The 17,786-nt window shown below is 40.8% G+C and carries 18 protein-coding genes and 1 pseudogene; 9 read left to right on the forward strand and 10 right to left on the reverse strand.

Annotation, left to right across the window (positions count from 1 at the left end):
- Positions 1-4 precede the first annotated feature (4 nt).
- Together prpB and AAA952_RS16605 are read right to left on the reverse strand one after the other, a co-directional pair.
- Positions 5-883 (reverse strand): methylisocitrate lyase, encoded by an 879-nt coding sequence (gene prpB, locus AAA952_RS16600; RefSeq protein ID WP_107946297.1) that lies wholly within the window; start codon positions 881-883, stop codon positions 5-7.
- Positions 884-935: 52 nt separating this feature from the next.
- On the reverse strand, positions 936-1,703 hold the full coding sequence (locus AAA952_RS16605; protein WP_006084449.1) for a GntR family transcriptional regulator: 768 nt from the start codon (positions 1,701-1,703) through the stop codon (positions 936-938).
- 329 nt (positions 1,704-2,032) lie between these two features.
- On the opposite strand from AAA952_RS16605, the gene AAA952_RS16610 reads away from it, so the two are divergent.
- Complete coding sequence (locus AAA952_RS16610; protein WP_263178932.1) at positions 2,033-2,497, forward strand: DUF523 domain-containing protein; 465 nt, start codon at positions 2,033-2,035, stop codon at positions 2,495-2,497.
- Between the two features lie 7 nt (positions 2,498-2,504).
- Here the strand turns inward: AAA952_RS16610 and AAA952_RS16615 are convergent, their stop codons facing one another.
- The 3 genes and pseudogenes from AAA952_RS16615 to AAA952_RS16625 form a co-directional block, all read right to left on the reverse strand.
- On the reverse strand, positions 2,505-3,449 hold the full coding sequence (locus tag AAA952_RS16615) for an acyltransferase (protein ID WP_113941621.1): 945 nt from the start codon (positions 3,447-3,449) through the stop codon (positions 2,505-2,507).
- A gap of 13 nt (positions 3,450-3,462) precedes the next feature.
- A complete protein-coding gene (locus AAA952_RS16620) occupies positions 3,463-4,359 on the reverse strand; it encodes an acyltransferase (protein WP_212600634.1) in 897 nt (298 codons plus the stop codon).
- Positions 4,360-4,471: 112 nt separating this feature from the next.
- Positions 4,472-5,815, reverse strand: a pseudogene (locus AAA952_RS16625) (YifB family Mg chelatase-like AAA ATPase); the annotation flags it as partial.
- Between the two features lie 186 nt (positions 5,816-6,001).
- Between AAA952_RS16625 and AAA952_RS16630 the strand changes: the two are divergent.
- Positions 6,002-6,172 carry a hypothetical protein gene (locus AAA952_RS16630; protein WP_338258598.1) on the forward strand — a complete coding sequence of 57 codons (171 nt, stop codon included), beginning with the start codon at positions 6,002-6,004 and terminating at the stop codon, positions 6,170-6,172.
- Position 6,173: 1 nt separating this feature from the next.
- Positions 6,174-7,691 (forward strand): recombinase family protein, encoded by a 1,518-nt coding sequence (locus AAA952_RS16635; protein WP_338258601.1) that lies wholly within the window; start codon positions 6,174-6,176, stop codon positions 7,689-7,691.
- A gap of 117 nt (positions 7,692-7,808) precedes the next feature.
- On the opposite strand, the gene AAA952_RS16640 is transcribed toward AAA952_RS16635, so the two are convergent.
- From AAA952_RS16640 to AAA952_RS16660, 5 genes are all read right to left on the reverse strand, one after another.
- The gene (locus AAA952_RS16640; protein WP_338258603.1) at positions 7,809-8,345 is read right to left on the reverse strand and encodes a hypothetical protein; all 537 of its coding nucleotides are present in this window, start codon (positions 8,343-8,345) and stop codon (positions 7,809-7,811) included.
- Positions 8,346-8,353: 8 nt separating this feature from the next.
- Positions 8,354-9,457, reverse strand: a complete 1,104-nt coding sequence (locus AAA952_RS16645; RefSeq protein WP_338258605.1) for a hypothetical protein — start codon at positions 9,455-9,457, stop codon at positions 8,354-8,356.
- Positions 9,458-9,665: 208 nt separating this feature from the next.
- Positions 9,666-10,277 (reverse strand): recombinase family protein, encoded by a 612-nt coding sequence (locus AAA952_RS16650; RefSeq protein ID WP_338258607.1) that lies wholly within the window; start codon positions 10,275-10,277, stop codon positions 9,666-9,668.
- 203 nt (positions 10,278-10,480) lie between these two features.
- The gene (locus tag AAA952_RS16655; protein ID WP_338258609.1) at positions 10,481-11,335 is read right to left on the reverse strand and encodes a hypothetical protein; all 855 of its coding nucleotides are present in this window, start codon (positions 11,333-11,335) and stop codon (positions 10,481-10,483) included.
- On the reverse strand, positions 11,332-12,051 hold the full coding sequence (locus AAA952_RS16660) for a T4 family baseplate hub assembly chaperone (protein ID WP_338258611.1): 720 nt from the start codon (positions 12,049-12,051) through the stop codon (positions 11,332-11,334). The genes AAA952_RS16655 and AAA952_RS16660 overlap by 4 nt, the downstream gene beginning before the upstream one ends.
- A gap of 1,174 nt (positions 12,052-13,225) precedes the next feature.
- On the opposite strand from AAA952_RS16660, the gene AAA952_RS16665 reads away from it, so the two are divergent.
- The 6 genes from AAA952_RS16665 to AAA952_RS16690 all read left to right on the forward strand — a co-directional run bounded on the left by AAA952_RS16665 (position 13,226) and on the right by AAA952_RS16690 (position 17,750).
- Positions 13,226-14,704, forward strand: a complete 1,479-nt coding sequence (locus AAA952_RS16665) for a DEAD/DEAH box helicase family protein (protein WP_338258613.1) — start codon at positions 13,226-13,228, stop codon at positions 14,702-14,704.
- A 672-nt stretch (positions 14,705-15,376) separates the two neighbouring features.
- Positions 15,377-15,997 (forward strand): hypothetical protein, encoded by a 621-nt coding sequence (locus AAA952_RS16670; RefSeq protein WP_338258615.1) that lies wholly within the window; start codon positions 15,377-15,379, stop codon positions 15,995-15,997.
- Between the two features lie 192 nt (positions 15,998-16,189).
- The gene (locus AAA952_RS16675) at positions 16,190-16,543 is read left to right on the forward strand and encodes a hypothetical protein (protein WP_338258617.1); all 354 of its coding nucleotides are present in this window, start codon (positions 16,190-16,192) and stop codon (positions 16,541-16,543) included.
- Between the two features lie 148 nt (positions 16,544-16,691).
- Complete coding sequence (locus AAA952_RS16680; protein ID WP_338258619.1) at positions 16,692-17,141, forward strand: hypothetical protein; 450 nt, start codon at positions 16,692-16,694, stop codon at positions 17,139-17,141.
- An 8-nt stretch (positions 17,142-17,149) separates the two neighbouring features.
- A complete protein-coding gene (locus AAA952_RS16685) occupies positions 17,150-17,467 on the forward strand; it encodes a hypothetical protein (RefSeq protein WP_338258621.1) in 318 nt (105 codons plus the stop codon).
- Positions 17,460-17,750 carry a hypothetical protein gene (locus tag AAA952_RS16690; RefSeq protein ID WP_338258623.1) on the forward strand — a complete coding sequence of 97 codons (291 nt, stop codon included), beginning with the start codon at positions 17,460-17,462 and terminating at the stop codon, positions 17,748-17,750. Before AAA952_RS16685 ends, AAA952_RS16690 begins: the two co-directional genes overlap by 8 nt.
- Positions 17,751-17,786: the final 36 nt, after the last annotated feature.

Raw genomic sequence — 17,786 nt, forward strand, 5'->3', positions numbered from 1 at the left:
TCGGTTATTTATCTTGGCTGAACAGTTGATCTAACTTGTCTTCAAAGGCGTGGTAGCCCAAGTATTTATACAAGTCTTTACGGGTCTGCATAGTGTCGAGCACGTTACGTTGATGACCATCATTCATCAGCGCTTGCATCACGTTCAGCGCCGCTTGGTTGGCTGCACGGAACGTACCCAGTGGATAGAGCACCATGTCGGCACCCGCCTCGGCGAGTTCTTCTTTATTGAACAATTGAGTTTGGCCAAATTCAGTCATGTTGGCCAAAATCGGCGCCTTGACTTGGGCCTTGAAGTGGCGATATTGATCGAGCTCAGTTAAGGCTTCGGCGAAGATCATGTCGGCGCCGGCGGCGATATAAGCTTTTGCGCGTTCGATACCGGCTTCTAAGCCTTCCACGGCGACCGCATCGGTTCGCGCCATGATCACAAAGTTAGGATCGGTACGGGCATCGACGGCGGCTTTAATGCGATCGACCATTTCTTCGATACTGACCACCGCTTTGTTAGGTCTGTGGCCGCAACGCTTTTGCGACACTTGGTCTTCCATGTGCACAGCGGCGACGCCGATTTTTTCGAATTCTTTGATGGTACGAGCAATGTTGAATGCGCCGCCCCAGCCAGTGTCGATATCAACCAATAAAGGCACTTGCGTGGCAGAGGTGATACGACCAGCATCAATCAGCACATCATTCATTGAGGTCATGCCTAAGTCAGGCAAACCGTAGGAAGCATTGGCAACGCCAGCGCCAGAAAGATACAAGGCTTGGAAGCCTGTTTGTTCTGCCATCAAGGCAAAATAGGCATTGGTGGTGCCAACGATTTGTAACGGTTTGGCCTTAGCAAGAGCTTGGCGAAAACGTAATCCTGCGCTTTGAGTCATGGTTTTATCCTTTTCCATTGTATGGGAAGTGGGCATATTGAGCCGTATAAACTTAGCTGATGTTGGCTAAGGTTTCTTTTGCGGCTGCATTGGCTTGCAATTCAATTAAGCGTAATTCGGTATTTTTACGCCCCTGTTCGATATGGCGGCGCATCAGCAAACTGGCGAGTTCACCATCGCGCTGGGCAATTGCTTCGACTATGCGTCTGTGCTCGGCAATTGCTTTCACGGGGCGATTTTTATTAGTGCACTGGTAGCGATACATACGCAGCAAGTGATACAGCCCGCCGACTAAGGTTTCCTGCAGATGCTTGTTACCGCTGGCTTGAATAATTTGGTAGTGGAAGTCGACATCGCCTTCCTCTTGGAAGTAAGTATCGCCCTTGGCGAGCGCCGCTTCTTGTGTTGCGAGCAGATCTTCTAGCTTGGCTAATTGTTCTGGGGTGATACGGCTGGCGGCAAGTTCGCAGGCCATGCCTTCAAGTACGCTACGTAGTTGATATAAATCGTTAAGTTCACTCACCGTCAGCTGGGCGACGCGGGCACCAACATGGGGCGCACGCACCACTAAACGTTGTCTTTCTAAAGTTTGCAGGGCTTCGCGGGTCGGGCCGCGGCTGATGCCGTATTTTTCGGCCAGTGCTTGCTCGTTAATCTTGCTGCCTGCAGGCAGTTCGCCCTTGATGATGCTGGTTTGGATCTGCACCAAAATTTGATCGGCTAATGTGGTCGACGTCTTATCTGCCGAGGTCGATTTGACCTTGTGCAGGTGGGGAACTTGCGTGTCATCAGAAACGAACGTCGTGTCTTGCTTCAACATAGAGCGCATCACTATTAATAGGATTGTCGACAATGGGTAAAAAATAGCCCTCCCTTGGTGGATTGTCAACAATGTGTTTACTTAGACGTAAGTCTATATTTCAATGGCTTTCTGTTTTTGTCATTGATTTTTATCATTTTATTTTTATTATCTCGTTATTAATATTTTATGTTATGAATATTTAAATATTAAATTGTCAACAATGGCGTGGTTTAACCTTCCAACCTCGTTGCGGATGTTGATGGTTTTGGGGGAAATCGTCCAAATGCATTTGGCATGTTTATCCTTCGCGTTATGCTATTGGCGGAATGAGACATTTGGGGATGACAGTGGAAAAAGTGTTAGTGAGCAGTTGTTTACTCGGACAAGCGGTGCGCTACGACGGTGGCCATAACTTGATGGAGAGCGAGCTGGTGCAAACGTGGCTCGAGCAAGGGCGGATTGTGGCGATTTGTCCCGAATGTGCAGGCGGTTTGCCAACACCTAGACCGCCAGCGGAGCGGATTGGACAGCGCATCTTAACTGCCCAAGGTGAGGATGTGACCCACGCTTTTAGTCTGGGAGCCGATCTCGCGCTTAAGCTGGCGCAGCAACACGGGATTAAAGTGGCGATTTTAAAAGCCCGCAGTCCATCCTGTGGTAATAGGCAGATTTACGATGGTCAATTTGTAAAACAGTTAATTGCGGGACAAGGATTAACAGCTGAAAAACTCAGTGCCGCAGGAATAACCGTATTCAATGAATTGGAGTTATCCGCTGCAGCGGAATGCGTTGCTGAACTAGAGCAAAGCTAGAGACGAGCTAGCTTGCTTGAGTGTGATTGGGGCTGGTGGCCTTATTGTTCACACTTTGATGTGTTTGGAGTAAAGCATGAATTTGTTGATCTTTTTCCGCCCACACTTGGTTTAACCAGCGTTGGAATTCGACGCGGTACTCAGACTCAGAGAAATAACGTGCCGCATCTACCTGAGGCACGGGCAGGGCGTTAATTCGCACAATAATTTTACTGACCTTACCATTCATCACCCCAAACAGAATATCTTCAGGCGCATCTGGGTAGACGATTGTCATATCCAGCAGGTTAGTAAATTGTTCGCCCATGGCTGATAAGGTAAAGGCGATACCACCCGCTTTAGGACGTAACAAATGTTGATAAGGCGAGTTTTGGCGCTGATGTTTATCTTGGGTAAAACGGCTGCCTTCAACATAGTTAATGATTGAGGTGGGCATATTGCTAAACTTGGCACAGGCGCGGCGTGTGGTCGCTAAATCTTTGCCCTTAAGCTTTGGATTCTTTTTAAGTTTTGCTGGGCTGGTTCTATTCATAAATGGCATATCCAGCGCCCAACATCCTAGGCCCATGATAGGCACATAGGCGAGTTCTTTTTTGAGGAAGAACTTCAGCATAGGGATGTGGTTACGTAACACGTAAGTTTGCGCGGCGATATCGAATCCACTGAGGTGGTTACTGATCAGTAAATACCAGCTGTTTTTATCGAGTCCTTCGAGCCCTTTGACATCCCACTCAATTTTAGCGATCAAATACAAGATGCCACCGTTGCAGCAGGCCCAAGCCCACATAAAACGGTTCATGACCGTAGTCACCGCATTGCGCGCACCTTGTGCTGGCATCACAAGTTTCACTAATCCGCCAATGCTGATAAGCGAGCCCCAAACGGCGGTATTAATGATCAGCAAGCTTAAGCTCAGCATAAACAACACTGAACCAGGCAGGAAATTCAACATAGTGGCGTTACCTTTATTCTTTATTCGCTTGGCTAGCGAGTTGGCTTAACACTTGATCCTTAGTGAGCCAGAGTTGATTCAGTTGTTCTTGGAAGCCAATTTTAAAATCGCGGTCATTCATATAATCACCGCGCATTGCAGGATCAATATCGGAGACCTTGATGTGTACTTTAACGCTTGGCAACTTGCCTGTCAGGTAGTCCCAATAGCTCGGTACTGCGTCTGGGTAGTAAATGGAGACATCGACTAGCTTGTGGATCTGTTCACCCATGGCTGATAGCGCGAAGGCCATGCCGCCCGCTTTAGGTTTTAGCAAATGTTGGAACTGTGAGTTTTGTTTTTGATGCTTAGCCTTGCTGAAGCGCGTGCCTTCGACAAAGTTCATCACACTCACAGGCTTAGCCTTAAACTTAGTACAGGCTTTACGTGTAATTTCAATGTCTTTGCCCTTTAACTTAGGATTCTTACGCAACTGTGCCGTGCTATAACGACGCATAAAAGGAAAATCGAGTGCCCACCAAGCTAGGCCTAATACAGGCACAAAAATCAGCTCTTGCTTGAGGAAAAACTTTAAGAAAGGGATTTTTCGGTTAAAAATCCGCTGCAGGATCAGGATATCGACCCAAGACTGGTGGTTGGCAATCACCATATACCACTCTTTAGTGGAAAAGTCGGTGTCACCACTCAGTTCTATTTTAACGGGATGCAAGCAACGCTCAATCACGCCATTGACGCTGATCCAAGCACTGGCACAAAAGTCGAGCACATGACTAGTCGCAGTCCTTAATGGACTGATAGGTATCAGTTTTATAAAACTGATTAACACGATTGGGATAGTCCAAAAGACGGTATTTATAACGTAACCTAAAAATGCAATACAGCCTTTTATCTGTGAAAACAGCATTCCCATCCGAGCCCCCTGACAAAAATTGGAGGCCTATGTTACTCGGTGTAGGCGTTTGGCTCAATCTTAGGCACTGCTGGTCGGTGCATTTGTTCATCTTCACTGTAAAGTGGCTGACTCAATATTGCTGGGATAGTCGTGCCAGCAACCTATCCATAGCACGATAACCCAGTGCTTGGGCAAGATGACGGCGTTCTGTGTTAGGCACTTGTTCCAGATCGGCAATCGTGCGGGCGACTCTTTGTATACGATGAAAACTGCGAACAGATAGGCCAAGCTTGACCACGCTTTGCTCCAAAAATACTAAATCAGCATCACTGAGCCCGCTGAAGCGTTTCAATTGTTTCCCTGTAAGTTCGCTATTGAGCACACCAGCACGGGCGAGTTGTAGCTCACGCGCCAGCTTCACTCGTTTGGCGATATCTTGGCTGGTTTCTGTCTGCGGCGCGGCTTGAGTCAAGGTGCCCGCGGGAAGTTTGGGCACTTCTATGGTCAAGTCGAAACGATCGAGAAACGGACCTGAAAGCCGCGAAAGGTAACGTTGGATTTGTTCTGGGCTGGATCTATGATGGCTATCCAAGTCGCCACTAGGGCTAGGATTCATCGCTGCGATTAATTGGAATCGACTTAAAAATGTCAGCTTAGCGGCGGCGCGGGAAATCACTACTTCGCCGGTTTCCATCGGTTCGCGCAGGCAATCTAAGACTTTACGCGGAAATTCAGCCACTTCATCCAAGAATAATACACCGCGATGGGCGAGGGAGATCTCCCCAGGTTTTGGGATACTGCCACCGCCCACGAGGGAAATTGAAGAACTCGTGTGGTGCGGTGCCCTAAATGGTCGCTGTAAAAAATGCTGCGGTTTAATGTCGAGTCCTGCAACGGAATGAATTGCCGCCACTTCTAACGCTTCCTCATAATTGAGCGCGGGCAATAGCGCCATCATGCGGCTGGCAAGCATGGTCTTGCCAGTACCCGGCGGGCCTAGCATCAAGAGGTTGTGGTTACCCGCAGCGGCAATTTCGAGTGCTTGCTTGGCCTGATATTGGCCAATCACATCGCTCAGGCAAGTATGGGACTCGGGTGTCTCTTGGCTTACCCATTCTAACTGTGACGCCAGTGTGGGCAGTTGGTTTTGCCCTTGTAAATACGCGGCTAGACTTTGCAGATGCGAACCAAATAACACTTTGGGATAGCCGACTAGCTCTGCATCGTGGCGGTTATCTAGCGGTAAGACCAAGGTATGGTCTTGGCGCTTTGCAGCGATAATCGCGGGCAATAACCCTTGGCAGTAACGTATGTGCCCTGACAGTGCCAGCTCGCCGACAAACTCGATATTTTTTAAACTGTTAATGGGAATCTGTTCCGAAGCCGCCAATATGCCCACGGCTATGGGTAAGTCGTAGCGGCCACCTTGTTTAGGTAAATCAGCTGGCGCGAGATTGACGGTACTATACCGTAGTTAGTTTACAACTCATTTATATGTTAAAGGTCTTTGATCGATTTTGACGAACAAGGACATAAAGCTGGTTTTAGTCGGTTTATTAAACGGGTACTATACGTGCTTTCAAAGTGCATTAGATGCATTGTTACATATTGATAACAAAGTATATTTTGATGCACTGATAACAACAAACTGAGATTAAACATGACTGAAATATGTGAAGAGCTAGAGCTAATCAAAAACGCACGAGTACATGCAAGTGCTAAACCTAAAAAACCTAAACCTAAGCCTAAATTGGTGGAAGAAAGTGATGAATCTGAAATAGACCAGATTATAAACGCACACACCAATATGACTAAACACACAGAAGATTAAGATGACTGCCTATTCATATATCCGATTTAGTACGAAAGAACAGATTAATGGCGATAGCTTGAATAGGCAATTAACTGCGGCTCGGGAGTGGTGTACTAAGCATCAAATCGAGTTATCAGACAAGGGATTCCGCGACCTTGGCATATCTGGTTACTCAGGTAAAGAACGTCCCGATTTAAGCGCTATGTTGATTGCTATTGAAAACGGTAGCATCAAAGAAGGTGATTATATCATCTTAGAAAACCTTGATAGATTGTCACGGCAAGGTATCGACAAGACACAAGAAATCATACGCCAGATTTTGCGCAAGGGCGTTAATATTGAAAGTCTGCAAGACGGTATATCCCTGAACAAAGATAGTTTAAATGATTTGCTATCGGTTATCAGAATAGCGATTTCCGCTGACCTAGCTCATAAAGAAAGTGTTAAAAAATCTGAGCGAGTACAAGCCGCCAAGAACAGACAGAAAGAAGATGCACTAAAGGGATTGGTCATTAAAAAACGATTACCTTATTGGTTACAAAATGATGGTGATAAGTACGTTTTTAATGAAAATGTTGGTGCCATAAAGACCATGATAGAAATGCGTAAACAAGGGTATGGCTATAAAAGCATATCTATGGCGCTCAATAAATCTGAGTTTGCTCCACGAGGTGGTAAGCAATGGAGCGGCACGACCATAGCCGATATTTTAAGACACCCTGCGCTATATGGTACTTATGAATTTGGGACTACAGACGACAACGGCAAGTTTATAGCGCAAAACAGTGTTGATAATTACTACCCTGCATTATGTACATACAGTGAGTACAAATCATTCCAATCCAAATTTACAAAATCCGCTGGTGGCATTACCAAACATAATCATTTGTATCGTTTGGTAAGGTGCCAATGTGGATCGGCTATGAGTAAGAAAGTAGGTAAGCGGTCAGTAGGTGGGACAATCAAACATTACAATCAATGGATTTGCGTTAGTAGTTTATCTGGTGGTTGTGACCAAAAATCTGCAATGCTTGATTTAGATAAGTTGGTGTTTAAAGCCACCAATCATTTGAGTATTGATGAAATTAAGGTTGGTGATAGTGACAACCTTATTCTACAGATTGCCACAAAGGAAACTCGGGTAAATGAGTTGTCAGCGATACTAGGCATGGCTGATTTTACCGGCGCTGTTGTTGAGATTGCGAGCGCTATTAGTAAGATTAAAAGTGAGATATCGGATCTAAAATCTCAATTGGTTATGGCCGTTACTACAAAAGAAGATATCCAAAAACTTGTGGCATTGGTCGATAACCCCGAGCAATTCAACATGCAACTGCGTAGGTTGGTTAAGCACATTATTGTATACCCTAAAGCTAAGAACATTTGGAAAGTTAAAATAGTCCAACATAACGGACATCTAATAAACGTCACCACATCTAGGAAATCTCAGCGTAACCCTTGGATATACTTTTTTGGTAAGACCGAGCAAATACTGGCATTGGCAAAAGATAGTGAATTTGACGATTTTAGCGACTAATCAACGTTCAATAAAAAAGTACGTTGATCAACGTTGGATTAGTGGTACACGGGATTACCAAAATTAATAAGACAGCACAATGGCTGTCTTTATATGGTTAGTTATTGATATGAAAAGTTATTCTCTTTTTTTTCCGTCAAGCTTTTCTGATAGTTGTTGTTTTGATTTTAGGTTTTTCAAATCTATGATGAAGTTAACACTTGATGCAATCACTGCGTAGATACAAAAGAGCTGAGCATAGGTGATGGCAAGAAGCCACCATAAACTTAGTCCTGTGAAAAAGGCTTTATTCACAAGAAATAGACTTGTTTTAGCTACAAATGCTTTAGCAGTGATACCAATTAACAACATTGCTAAAATACAAGCTGATAAAATAACAACACCAACTAAAAGTCTCACTCTTTCTAAGTCTTCTGACGAAAAAATAGCGGTTACTTTAGACGGCTGGACGATTCGCAACACTGCATTTGGATACACATATGCAATCCAAATCCCCATAATGGTGAAAATCATAGCGGACGTGGTTTGCAAGATGGAGATTAAAGGCTCTACATCTTTAAATGTCACATCCAATCTAAAGCTATAGCTAATATACGACACAATCGCTATCACCAGCGCATGCCAAGCAATGACTCGCTTGCTTGATATCTTCATTTTACTTCCTAGTTAACCGCATTTTCTTCTCGTTGATCAACTTCAACACCAAACGGGGCAAGTAGGGCATCTCGTTTGAATTGGAGAGCTGTAAATAATCGTCTGGCTGTATAGTGTCCAGTTTCGTCCACTCCACCACCAGTAGTGTCATCAATTGGTAGTACGCTTTTTACAACAAAACTATCCAACCAGCAAATGCCACCAACGCCTTCTTTTTTAAAGCCAAGATTACGCCAACCATCTAGAGCGCCGTTATAATCATCATTGTACTGTTGGAAAATGAGTTGTAGCTCTGCGGCTGTTGGCTTTGCTTCAATACTGACTTCGACTTTGCGAGTGTCTTTCGTCACTTCACCAGAAACAAATGGCTGTCCACGGAATAAACGTGTCCAATCTTGCTGATTCTCTACTCGTGCCGATATGACCTCGCGTTTAACGAAATGAGTTATGTTGCGTGCAATCGCACCTAAATCAGCACTAGTAGTAAGTTTGGTGTACTGCTTAGAGCTGATACGTAACCATAGATTACCAGTCTCACCTTCACCTTGAGCTGGGAAAGTGACTGTAGTGAATGAACCTCGTTTTCCTTCTTTAACTTCTCGTTGCTTTACTCTGATATCAGAATGGAACCACAAGAAATCTCGGAAAAAATTATTCATTAGCAGTGTATCAGCAATGGAGTTTGGAAAACGGATTGATGCAAAGAGATTTCTTGATGGAATAAACCAATAGTACGAAGCTTCACCCCAAATAACGCGCTCACCGTCAGCAGCATTATTTGCATCATAGAGAGTATTATCGTCTAATCTCGCGTTAGCCTTGATGCCGTAAACACCGTCACCACTGCCTACAGCTCGCCAGAGCACAATAATGTACTCGCCTGTTTCATCATCTTTCTCGATAGCTTTTAGATACACCTTTTTTCGGTGAGAATAACCAGCAGTTTCGTCGTCCCAAAGAAGAGTATCTTCCAGTGAAATTCTATCTTGAAACCAATCATGCAATGACGAAAGCATGTCATTCATCGCTAATGGTTCATTATAGCCATCATTTCCATAACGATAAAAACCAAGCTCTGTGTATTTGAAGAAAGTTACTAAGCCTGCACTCATCCAATAATATCTCGCGCTTCTTATTTCAAAGCATAATCATATATAAAATATATGAACAAAGGTATAAAAGTTATTCAGTACAATTGGAGTTTGTGAGGATTCTACTTCTGATTAATTTGGTTTATTTTTACTCATCCCAATTTGGCAAAGTTTGCTGTGTCCCAAAATGGCTTTGGTGGTTATAAGGTACAGGTAATCCCCATTGATTTCATTCAGCTTGCTTTAACTCACGACTAACTTGCTGGACTAAGTACGGTGAGCACCCGATAACTTGCTGAATGCTCGAATAGGTATCACCAGCTAACAACAGTTTTTTGATTGCCTCGCGTTTAACATAGTCTCGACTACGGCCTTTATACTTTCCCTGTTCCTTTGCTTTCTCAATGCCCTGTGCTGCACGGACACGCCTTGTTTCATAATCATCACGCGCCTGTGATGCACTCAGGTCGAGTATAAAGGCGGTAAGGATTTTTGCTGTAAACGAGTCATTATCTAATTCACTAAAAGCACTGTGGGTCATAGGCTGGTCTTGTACAACAACCACTAGCCCTTTGTCCCTTAACTTTGCTTTTAGAGATTCCCATTGCTCATAGGGTAAACGTGTAAGCCTATCCAGTTTTTCGACAAAAAGGATATCACCAGATTCACTATCATTTATCAGCCTGCTTAACTCGGGTCTATCTAATTTAGTGCCTGATATGTTTTCAGTATACCAACCAGCAACAGCACAACCTTTTGTCTTTAGGAAATCCTTAATTGATTGCTTTGCACGGTCAGCATCTTGATCGTCTGTGCTCGCTCGCATGTAAACTCGTATCATTACTTCACCTTACTATGATTAGACTACTATGAATAATAAACTATGATTTAAGTGGTGTAAACATCTATATCATAGTAATTTGATGTGCCAAACCGTACTATGTTTAGGTGATAGTCTATTCATATTGAAATTTTGGATAAAAAAAAGCCAACTGAATTAACAGTTGGCTTTTTTGCTTAATGCCCTCTTATCGGCATAGGTATTTAGATAATCGATTTGATGGTTGATCTAGATTTGTTGTAAAAGGACTCGATCGAGTTGACCATGTTAGGACTGCCTTTTGTTGCAACGTGATTCATTGTCGATATTGCAAACTCTACCTCAAACGAACTAATCTCGTTATTTTGCTCGTATCCCATCTGTATCTCCCCGACTCTTATTGGAAAACACCCGACACAATTAACCGTACTGGATTTAACACCTGCTCTATCTAAAGTAATAATGTCTATTGGCTTGGCGTAATCTGAGTAAAATCCAAAAATAGCATTTTCTTGATCGTGGATACTGTTCATCCAAGTTAAAAACCAAGTGCGCTCAGCATAATCGGGCGAACAATAAAACGTCATGCGGATGGTATCAGTAGTCCTATTGCGTATCTCTGTAAATGGTTTTCTTTCATGATGGTTTACTTGAGTATCAAACGCAGTGCCGGGCAGTGATACCGATTTGACCATCATTGCTAGGTCGCGGTTAACATCAAAACTTTCGCCAAAGAAACCACTTAGCAATCCACCAGCACCACTCAGAGTGTTTAAAAGTAGTGGTGTACTCGCGCCCATTATACTTTTGACTCTAGGGCTCAAGTGTTTTTGGATTTGGTTGTAGCTAATATCCTTTATTCGATTAAAGGATAGACCGTCTGTAATGGTCTTTGGTAGTAATGGCGATACAACACTATCTTCGTTTAATCCGTTGTTTAAGTTTACGAATCGGACTAAGAACATATTTGACCTAGCTAAATCACTGGTTTCGACCTTTCTCATAAATCTAGCTAGGTCTGGTGTTTCATCATCTGAGGTTGTACCTGACCTAGATACATAGTTTAGGTTTAGGTTCATTCAACCCACCCGATGATCTCATTTAGACCAGATAACCGCATTGGTTCGGTATGACCGCATTTATCACACTTAACCGCCAAATCAATCTTATTGGTCGGTAGGTTGGTAACAAACTCAATCAATTTAATCATGCCAGTTTCATCAATATAATCCATCACCTCGGCCAATTCACTTGGTTCGATATCAGTACCAACCACCATAGTTTCACCATTCATTGCGACTGATTCAATACAACGTAATACCAAATCAAATACATCACTTGGTTTTTCGATATCAAAAAAATCTAGCTCTAAGATTGTTGGAAATCGCATCTTGATTGTTAGTGCACCATTGATAGCGATATTGGTACTGGGTATGTCTGTCAGCTTAACGTGGTCTAGGTTGATTTCTGTATGTACTAAGTGGTTGCATTGCTCGTCGCCAATCTCGTTAGTACAACGGAATGATACGGGTACGATTGCACTTGATTTACTTAACCGCCAAATCGCTAGATAAAGTAACTCAATATCAAATGTCGGTAACTTGCTGATATCGATCTCAGATAAAACACAGCTTTGTATTACCTCAACCATAGTTTCGTTAAATGAGTTATCCCCGAGCATGATTTTGATCTCTTTAACACATAGACCTCTGATTTGGACAATGCGGTTATCTGATAAAGTTACTGATTTGGTTGGTGCGAGTGATAGTAAATCTTCTTTTTTAAATTTCGACATCTCTAAATTCCTTTTGTTTATAAAGGTATTTAGAGAGTTGGATAACCATTGTTTAACACTGTGATAGGGTTGCTGGTGGCGTATACTATAGGGTGATTGAGCGCAGCGATATTACGAGCGTAGCGAGTATCATAGGTTGGTTTTATACTGGTCAATAAGTGAGCGTAGAAATAAAGGTATTATATATATTATAAGAACTCTATTTCTACGCTATTGTCAGTTAAGTTATTGATTAAACTCGCTACGCTCGTAATTGCTTCGCAATCTATGATTTTAAGCAATAGTTTGATCAACACACCAAAAACACGGTTTTAGACCATTGCTAAATACATGTATGGGGAAGCCAATTACCATTGCCAATCCCTTTGCTTGATGTTGAGTCCTCCGCTTGATATCGACGCCTTGCACTAAACTAAACAGACCACATAACGATAATACGGACATTGTTATCAAAATTCCTTGCAAACGATGCCCTTGGCAACAGGGGTTATTGTTATGTGGTATGAGACTATATTGTGATATTAGTTTAATGGACAATATCTTGTTTATATGTGATGCCCTTGGCAACAGGGGATATCACAATATAGCCTGTTAGTTTAGGCAGCGATTTAACTGTGTTATAATATATTTACAGACAGTATAATGATAGTCAGTTTGAATTGCTTACTTATCATTTTTGGTTTGCCTTTTATAGTCGCTTACGAGTGACTATTATTATGCTGTTTATTTTTGTGTTTTTTGTTAGGTTTAAGTTGTTTATGATAATGGGTTTACTATTCATTTCCCCATTATTTTTTTACTCGTTACCATAATGGGTTGTGGTAACGAGTTTTTTTTAATAGATTATATTAATTTATCATTGTGGAACCGTACTATTACTTTCTTTTAATCTCTTTTAAGAATGGTATTAGACTGATGTTGTTTTTGCCGAGACGATATCGACTCAATGATAAATTAATATGATTTTAGTAAGGCCATGACTGCATATAATCCTTAAATTATTGTAATAGTCATGGCCTTATTAAAATGCAAAAGTAAAAGCCGAGTTATTGAATAGGTTTTTACTAAATAGATTTATAAGAAAGAAATCCTTCTTTCGACCATCCTTAATCCTTAATCCTTAATCCATCGGCAACAATTGGTTTAATGGATAATTACAAAAAAGAGAAATAAAATGAATAACAAGCAACTTTTTATCCACGAATATAACGCTGGATCTGGCAAGTCATTTTCAATGATCAATCTAATGAATAGACTGATTGAAGTAGAACAAGCTGATTTAGATGTCCTTATATCAGTACCAACCAAAAAACTACAAAATCAATATCTAGCACAGATATCAAATGCACTAGTATTAAATGAAGATACATGCGGTGGGTCTGTTACTCAGTACATCATCAACAATCAAAATAAAATACAAAATACTCGTATCGTTATCATTACCCATGCGTGTTTGATATCTAATGGTAATATGTTCGGTGAAAGATGCTTGGTGATCGACGAGTTACCTACAGGTATTATCAACATCAACTCTATCCAAACCACAAAAACAGATAGTGAATTGCTAGTTGAGTTGCTGGACAAAACCGATGATGAAATTAATAAAATAATCAAACAAAGGGAAGAAGGATCTGTAGAGTATTCATCAGAAAAGATTGATATGCTCAAGGCATCTGCTAATAATCAATGCTTTGGATATGTGAGAACTCAACCTGCTGGTGAATACGATTATTTTAGTTATCTTTATTATGTGGATACTAATGTTTTTGCTAATTTTGAGCATATACACTTAATGGGCGCAAACCTTAAAAAGAGTAATGCAATAGCTTATTTTACTAAATTATGTGGTTATGATTTAGCAAACCTACACCCAAGTAGACTTAATATCCGTGGTAATGCTATGAAGCAAAGAGTACGTATTGTACCTTTACTTAAATTTGAAGGTGAACGTGATTTTATAAGCAAAGACGCATTAGATGAACACTTTGGTTCGATGCTTGATGTTGTTAAATCAAACTCAAATGATGGTATTATCATTGCAACTAACAATAGACATCATAATACCGTTACATCGGATAAACATTTTAAATTGATAAGTGTAAAATCACATGGTTTAAATTGCTATAAAGACCAGACTCAAGCAGCAATACTATATTCAGCTAACCCAAACCCGATGTTAATCCCATTTATGAAACATTGCGCGACTGTTTTAGGACTACCAGAAGATTATTTGGTTGATAGTTATATCTATGAAAATGTGTTTGATGTTGTATACCAAACAGTGACACGTACTGCTATCCGCAATCCAGATTACACAGGCGAGTTAACTTTCTTTGTTCCAGACCAAAGATGTGCAGAGTTTTTGAATGATCGATTTGAAAATGGTTTTATTGATTGGTCATTGGCTGTTACTGCTGTTGTTACTGCTGGTGGTGCTCCAACTGGTAATACAAACAAATTAGGCAAAGGTTGTCCTGTAGTTGCGTTACTTGTTAAAGCGGGTACATCTAATCAAAAATCAGCAAGTTTGATCAAACGGTTTACGAATGATAATGGATTTAAACCAAACGATTTAGAACCAAGTCATATGGTTAAATTGATATCAGCGCTAAACTTTAAGCGTCTTCCTAAAGATTATTGCTTTAAAGTTTAAGTATTAAAGGATCAAAAGGGATATCATTAATTTGGTATCCATTTTTGTTATTGGATGGTTTGCGTTAAAAACGGATTCAGCGACAGTAACTAACCAATAATAGCAATTATCGTCGGTTCCCGACTCACAAATAATAGTAATGATCCTTATCATAAAATCAAGATCTATAAAGGGGGTTATAAGAAGTTGATATTATGATAACAAATTAATTAATCAGAGGATGCGTAGCATCGTGGCGCAGCCACCTATCATTGCTATCAATAGGATGATTACTATTGATGGGTGGCTGCGCCACTGCTCGCCTACGGCTCACCAACTTGTTTATTAATAGTATTATTGAAAATCAGAGGATGCGAAGCATCGTGGCGTAGCCACCTATCATTGCTATCAATAGGATGATTACTATTGATGGGTGGCTGCGCCACTGCTCGCCTACGGCTCACCAACTTGTTGATCAATACTATTATTGAAAATCAATCCGATTATTTGTGAGTCGGGAACCGACGATAATTGCTATTGATAGTCGGGAACTGTGCTGAATCCGTTTTTACCATAAGGATCACCACCAGCACCCGCATACTTACTATTACCACCAGCAACCTATCACCTTTGTGGGAGAACCGTTCTCCAACACCTACTAAATACCTTATATAAACAAAAGGAATTTAGAAAATGAAACCATTAGAACAAATCGTAATCGATACACTTAGATATCTATCTGAACAATCCGATTATTACGAAACCACTATTACAGAAAATATCAACGACCAACCGCATGATGTAGTAACCGAAAGCAACCAAACAGTCCAATACATTGCTAAAGTAATTGCTGGTGCTCAAATCAGGTTAACCGACAACACCAACACCGAGTCCAGAGGTATTAGTGTTGTATTGCGTAATCAGAAATTTAATCAAATTTACCATCATCTGTTGCAAATAAACAATCCCGATGCAAGCCCCAATACATCAGCAGCATTAAAAAAACGAGTTGAAACACTGAGTACATCATTTAGGAAATATAATATTAGCAAATCAAAAACCGTGTTGTGTGGGTCTATCATTACTAACGCAATCGAATCTTACTTTTTTCTAGATAAAGAACAAGATGGGTTTGTTTTTAAAATGATAAGAGTGACCTTACCTACCGGCACAGCATTAAGAGTTAGGTCAAAAGTTGAGTACCATGAAATGCCAATTGATTTAACCACTCTAAAACAACCGACTGCTATAGATTTTAGTATTAAGTCAAACAGGGGTGGCGCACGACCAAATACAGGTAATCGATATGAGTAAATTAACCCGATACATAATGCTGACTTGTCCTAGCGTGGGATTGTTGGTACTGGTACTACACGATTATATCGACCTTTTACTAAATTGGTTTTAACCAATTAATAAACTGGATTTAACACCTACCTAAATACATGTATGAGTGGGAGGAACAATCTCCCACACAACCAAAACAAACAACAAGGAATTAATAAAATGTCATTATTAAACAAGATTGAAGAAATTAACCTAGCTGCTATCGGTACAGCAGAACAATCACAAGCTGATATCCCATTAGAGTTTATGGGCGGTGAATCAGAACAAATCGTATCGCTAATGTTTGATGCTCGTATTGCAAAAGAAGAGATCAAAAACTTGTACAAAGTAGTATCTCATCAACGGTATCAAATCACTGAGCAAGCAAATAAATTATCAGATATGCATAAACGTCAAGATGACTTTATTAACCTGATGTTGATCCAATCTAACCAACTAAAAACGCTGATTTCGATTAACAAAACGCTGATTGAAGAAATCCATGAGCGCGACGAAAGCTCGTTAGATTGTTAATTAAACAAGCGCTAGACCTAGACCATATCATAAAAGGTCTAGGCCTAGCGCAATTTAAAGGAGTTTATATGGGTATCTTATCGTTTATCGTTTTAACCATTGCCGTACTATTACTCAACATAATAAAAAAATAAAAACAGGAAATTATATGTCAACTACCAAAGACCGCAGTGAGTATTTTAAACAATATCACATTGAAAACGGCGATCGCATTAGAGCAAGAAAGTTACAACTTTATACCGAGAAAAAAGTTTTATCTCAAATGGACAAGTACCTCGTAGATAAAGATTTATTAGGGCTGACTGGATCGATCGAACGTGAAAAGTTTGCAGCAAAGGAAATCGCTAGACCAATCGGTGAACGCACAGCACCTTGTGACTATCAACTGGTATTAGATGCCCACAAAAAACTAGGTGTTTTCTTCAATGGTAAATCAACACCACCACTAGAGTTTTTTACTACTAAGCCAATCCTATTAGGTAAATTTTATAAATTTTGTGCTGACTTACCAGAGTTCGATAAATACAAAGAGAAGTTGGTATCGATGTATACCAAAATCGAACAACAACATGCTGCTGATTTAGCGACTGTACTATAAGGGAACATATGCAATCATCAATTAATTTCATTCGATCAATCGCTAAACAACTCGGTATCAATACGGTTGAGAGTGTTACCAGACAAAGACAATTATCGTTTTGTTTACTAACCGAAAATGGTTTATCCATTACCTCTAAAGATGACAGTGTATTGATATCCTATCAGCCCGACAATGAAGAAGGTTTTAGTAAAATGGCTATCGTATCAGCTGAATTGAAAACACTTGTCATCAATGCTTATACCAATCTTAGAATCGAAATCGAAGCAAAAAACGAAGCCAGACGATTAAAACAGATTAAATTATTCGAGGTAGTAAATGGTTAACATTAACTTAGAGAACAGCATTAGAGAGTTTGTATCAGCTTGCTATCTATCCCGACAAGATATTAAAGGCCAATCCTCACGACTACCGTGTTTATTAACGGTATTAGAGCAAGGTGGACGCGCAAATCTGAATACACTAACGGGCTTATCCCACGATGAAATAATGATTATTATCAAAGACGAGTTGGTTAAAATCGCTATAGCAGCAAGACGAGAACAAGAACTAGAAGCAGCAAGATTAGGGAAAAGGGATATATATGAAAATCGTTCAATCATTCAATAACGCAAGCCATGGCGGATTAGTGTTTTTTAGTGCTAA

It is taken from the genome of Shewanella sp. M-Br (genome assembly GCF_036245925.1).
Lineage (GTDB): Bacteria > Pseudomonadota > Gammaproteobacteria > Enterobacterales > Shewanellaceae > Shewanella > Shewanella oncorhynchi.

What these genes read in the sequence shown, in the direction of transcription:
- prpB (WP_107946297.1), bottom strand. Translation starts at nt 883, where the DNA reads ATGACTCAAAGCGCAGGATTACGTTTTCGCCAAGCTCTTGCTAAGGCC.
- AAA952_RS16605 (WP_006084449.1), bottom strand. Translation starts at nt 1,703, where the DNA reads ATGTTGAAGCAAGACACGACGTTCGTTTCTGATGACACGCAAGTTCCC.
- AAA952_RS16615 (WP_113941621.1), bottom strand. Translation starts at nt 3,449, where the DNA reads ATGTTGAATTTCCTGCCTGGTTCAGTGTTGTTTATGCTGAGCTTAAGC.
- AAA952_RS16620 (WP_212600634.1), bottom strand. Translation starts at nt 4,359, where the DNA reads ATGGGAATGCTGTTTTCACAGATAAAAGGCTGTATTGCATTTTTAGGT.
- AAA952_RS16630 (WP_338258598.1), top strand. Translation starts at nt 6,002, where the DNA reads ATGACTGAAATATGTGAAGAGCTAGAGCTAATCAAAAACGCACGAGTA.
- AAA952_RS16635 (WP_338258601.1), top strand. Translation starts at nt 6,174, where the DNA reads ATGACTGCCTATTCATATATCCGATTTAGTACGAAAGAACAGATTAAT.
- AAA952_RS16640 (WP_338258603.1), bottom strand. Translation starts at nt 8,345, where the DNA reads ATGAAGATATCAAGCAAGCGAGTCATTGCTTGGCATGCGCTGGTGATA.
- AAA952_RS16645 (WP_338258605.1), bottom strand. Translation starts at nt 9,457, where the DNA reads ATGAGTGCAGGCTTAGTAACTTTCTTCAAATACACAGAGCTTGGTTTT.
- AAA952_RS16650 (WP_338258607.1), bottom strand. Translation starts at nt 10,277, where the DNA reads ATGATACGAGTTTACATGCGAGCGAGCACAGACGATCAAGATGCTGAC.
- AAA952_RS16655 (WP_338258609.1), bottom strand. Translation starts at nt 11,335, where the DNA reads ATGAACCTAAACCTAAACTATGTATCTAGGTCAGGTACAACCTCAGAT.
- AAA952_RS16660 (WP_338258611.1), bottom strand. Translation starts at nt 12,051, where the DNA reads ATGTCGAAATTTAAAAAAGAAGATTTACTATCACTCGCACCAACCAAA.
- AAA952_RS16665 (WP_338258613.1), top strand. Translation starts at nt 13,226, where the DNA reads ATGAATAACAAGCAACTTTTTATCCACGAATATAACGCTGGATCTGGC.
- AAA952_RS16670 (WP_338258615.1), top strand. Translation starts at nt 15,377, where the DNA reads ATGAAACCATTAGAACAAATCGTAATCGATACACTTAGATATCTATCT.
- AAA952_RS16675 (WP_338258617.1), top strand. Translation starts at nt 16,190, where the DNA reads ATGTCATTATTAAACAAGATTGAAGAAATTAACCTAGCTGCTATCGGT.
- AAA952_RS16680 (WP_338258619.1), top strand. Translation starts at nt 16,692, where the DNA reads ATGTCAACTACCAAAGACCGCAGTGAGTATTTTAAACAATATCACATT.
- AAA952_RS16685 (WP_338258621.1), top strand. Translation starts at nt 17,150, where the DNA reads ATGCAATCATCAATTAATTTCATTCGATCAATCGCTAAACAACTCGGT.
- AAA952_RS16690 (WP_338258623.1), top strand. Translation starts at nt 17,460, where the DNA reads ATGGTTAACATTAACTTAGAGAACAGCATTAGAGAGTTTGTATCAGCT.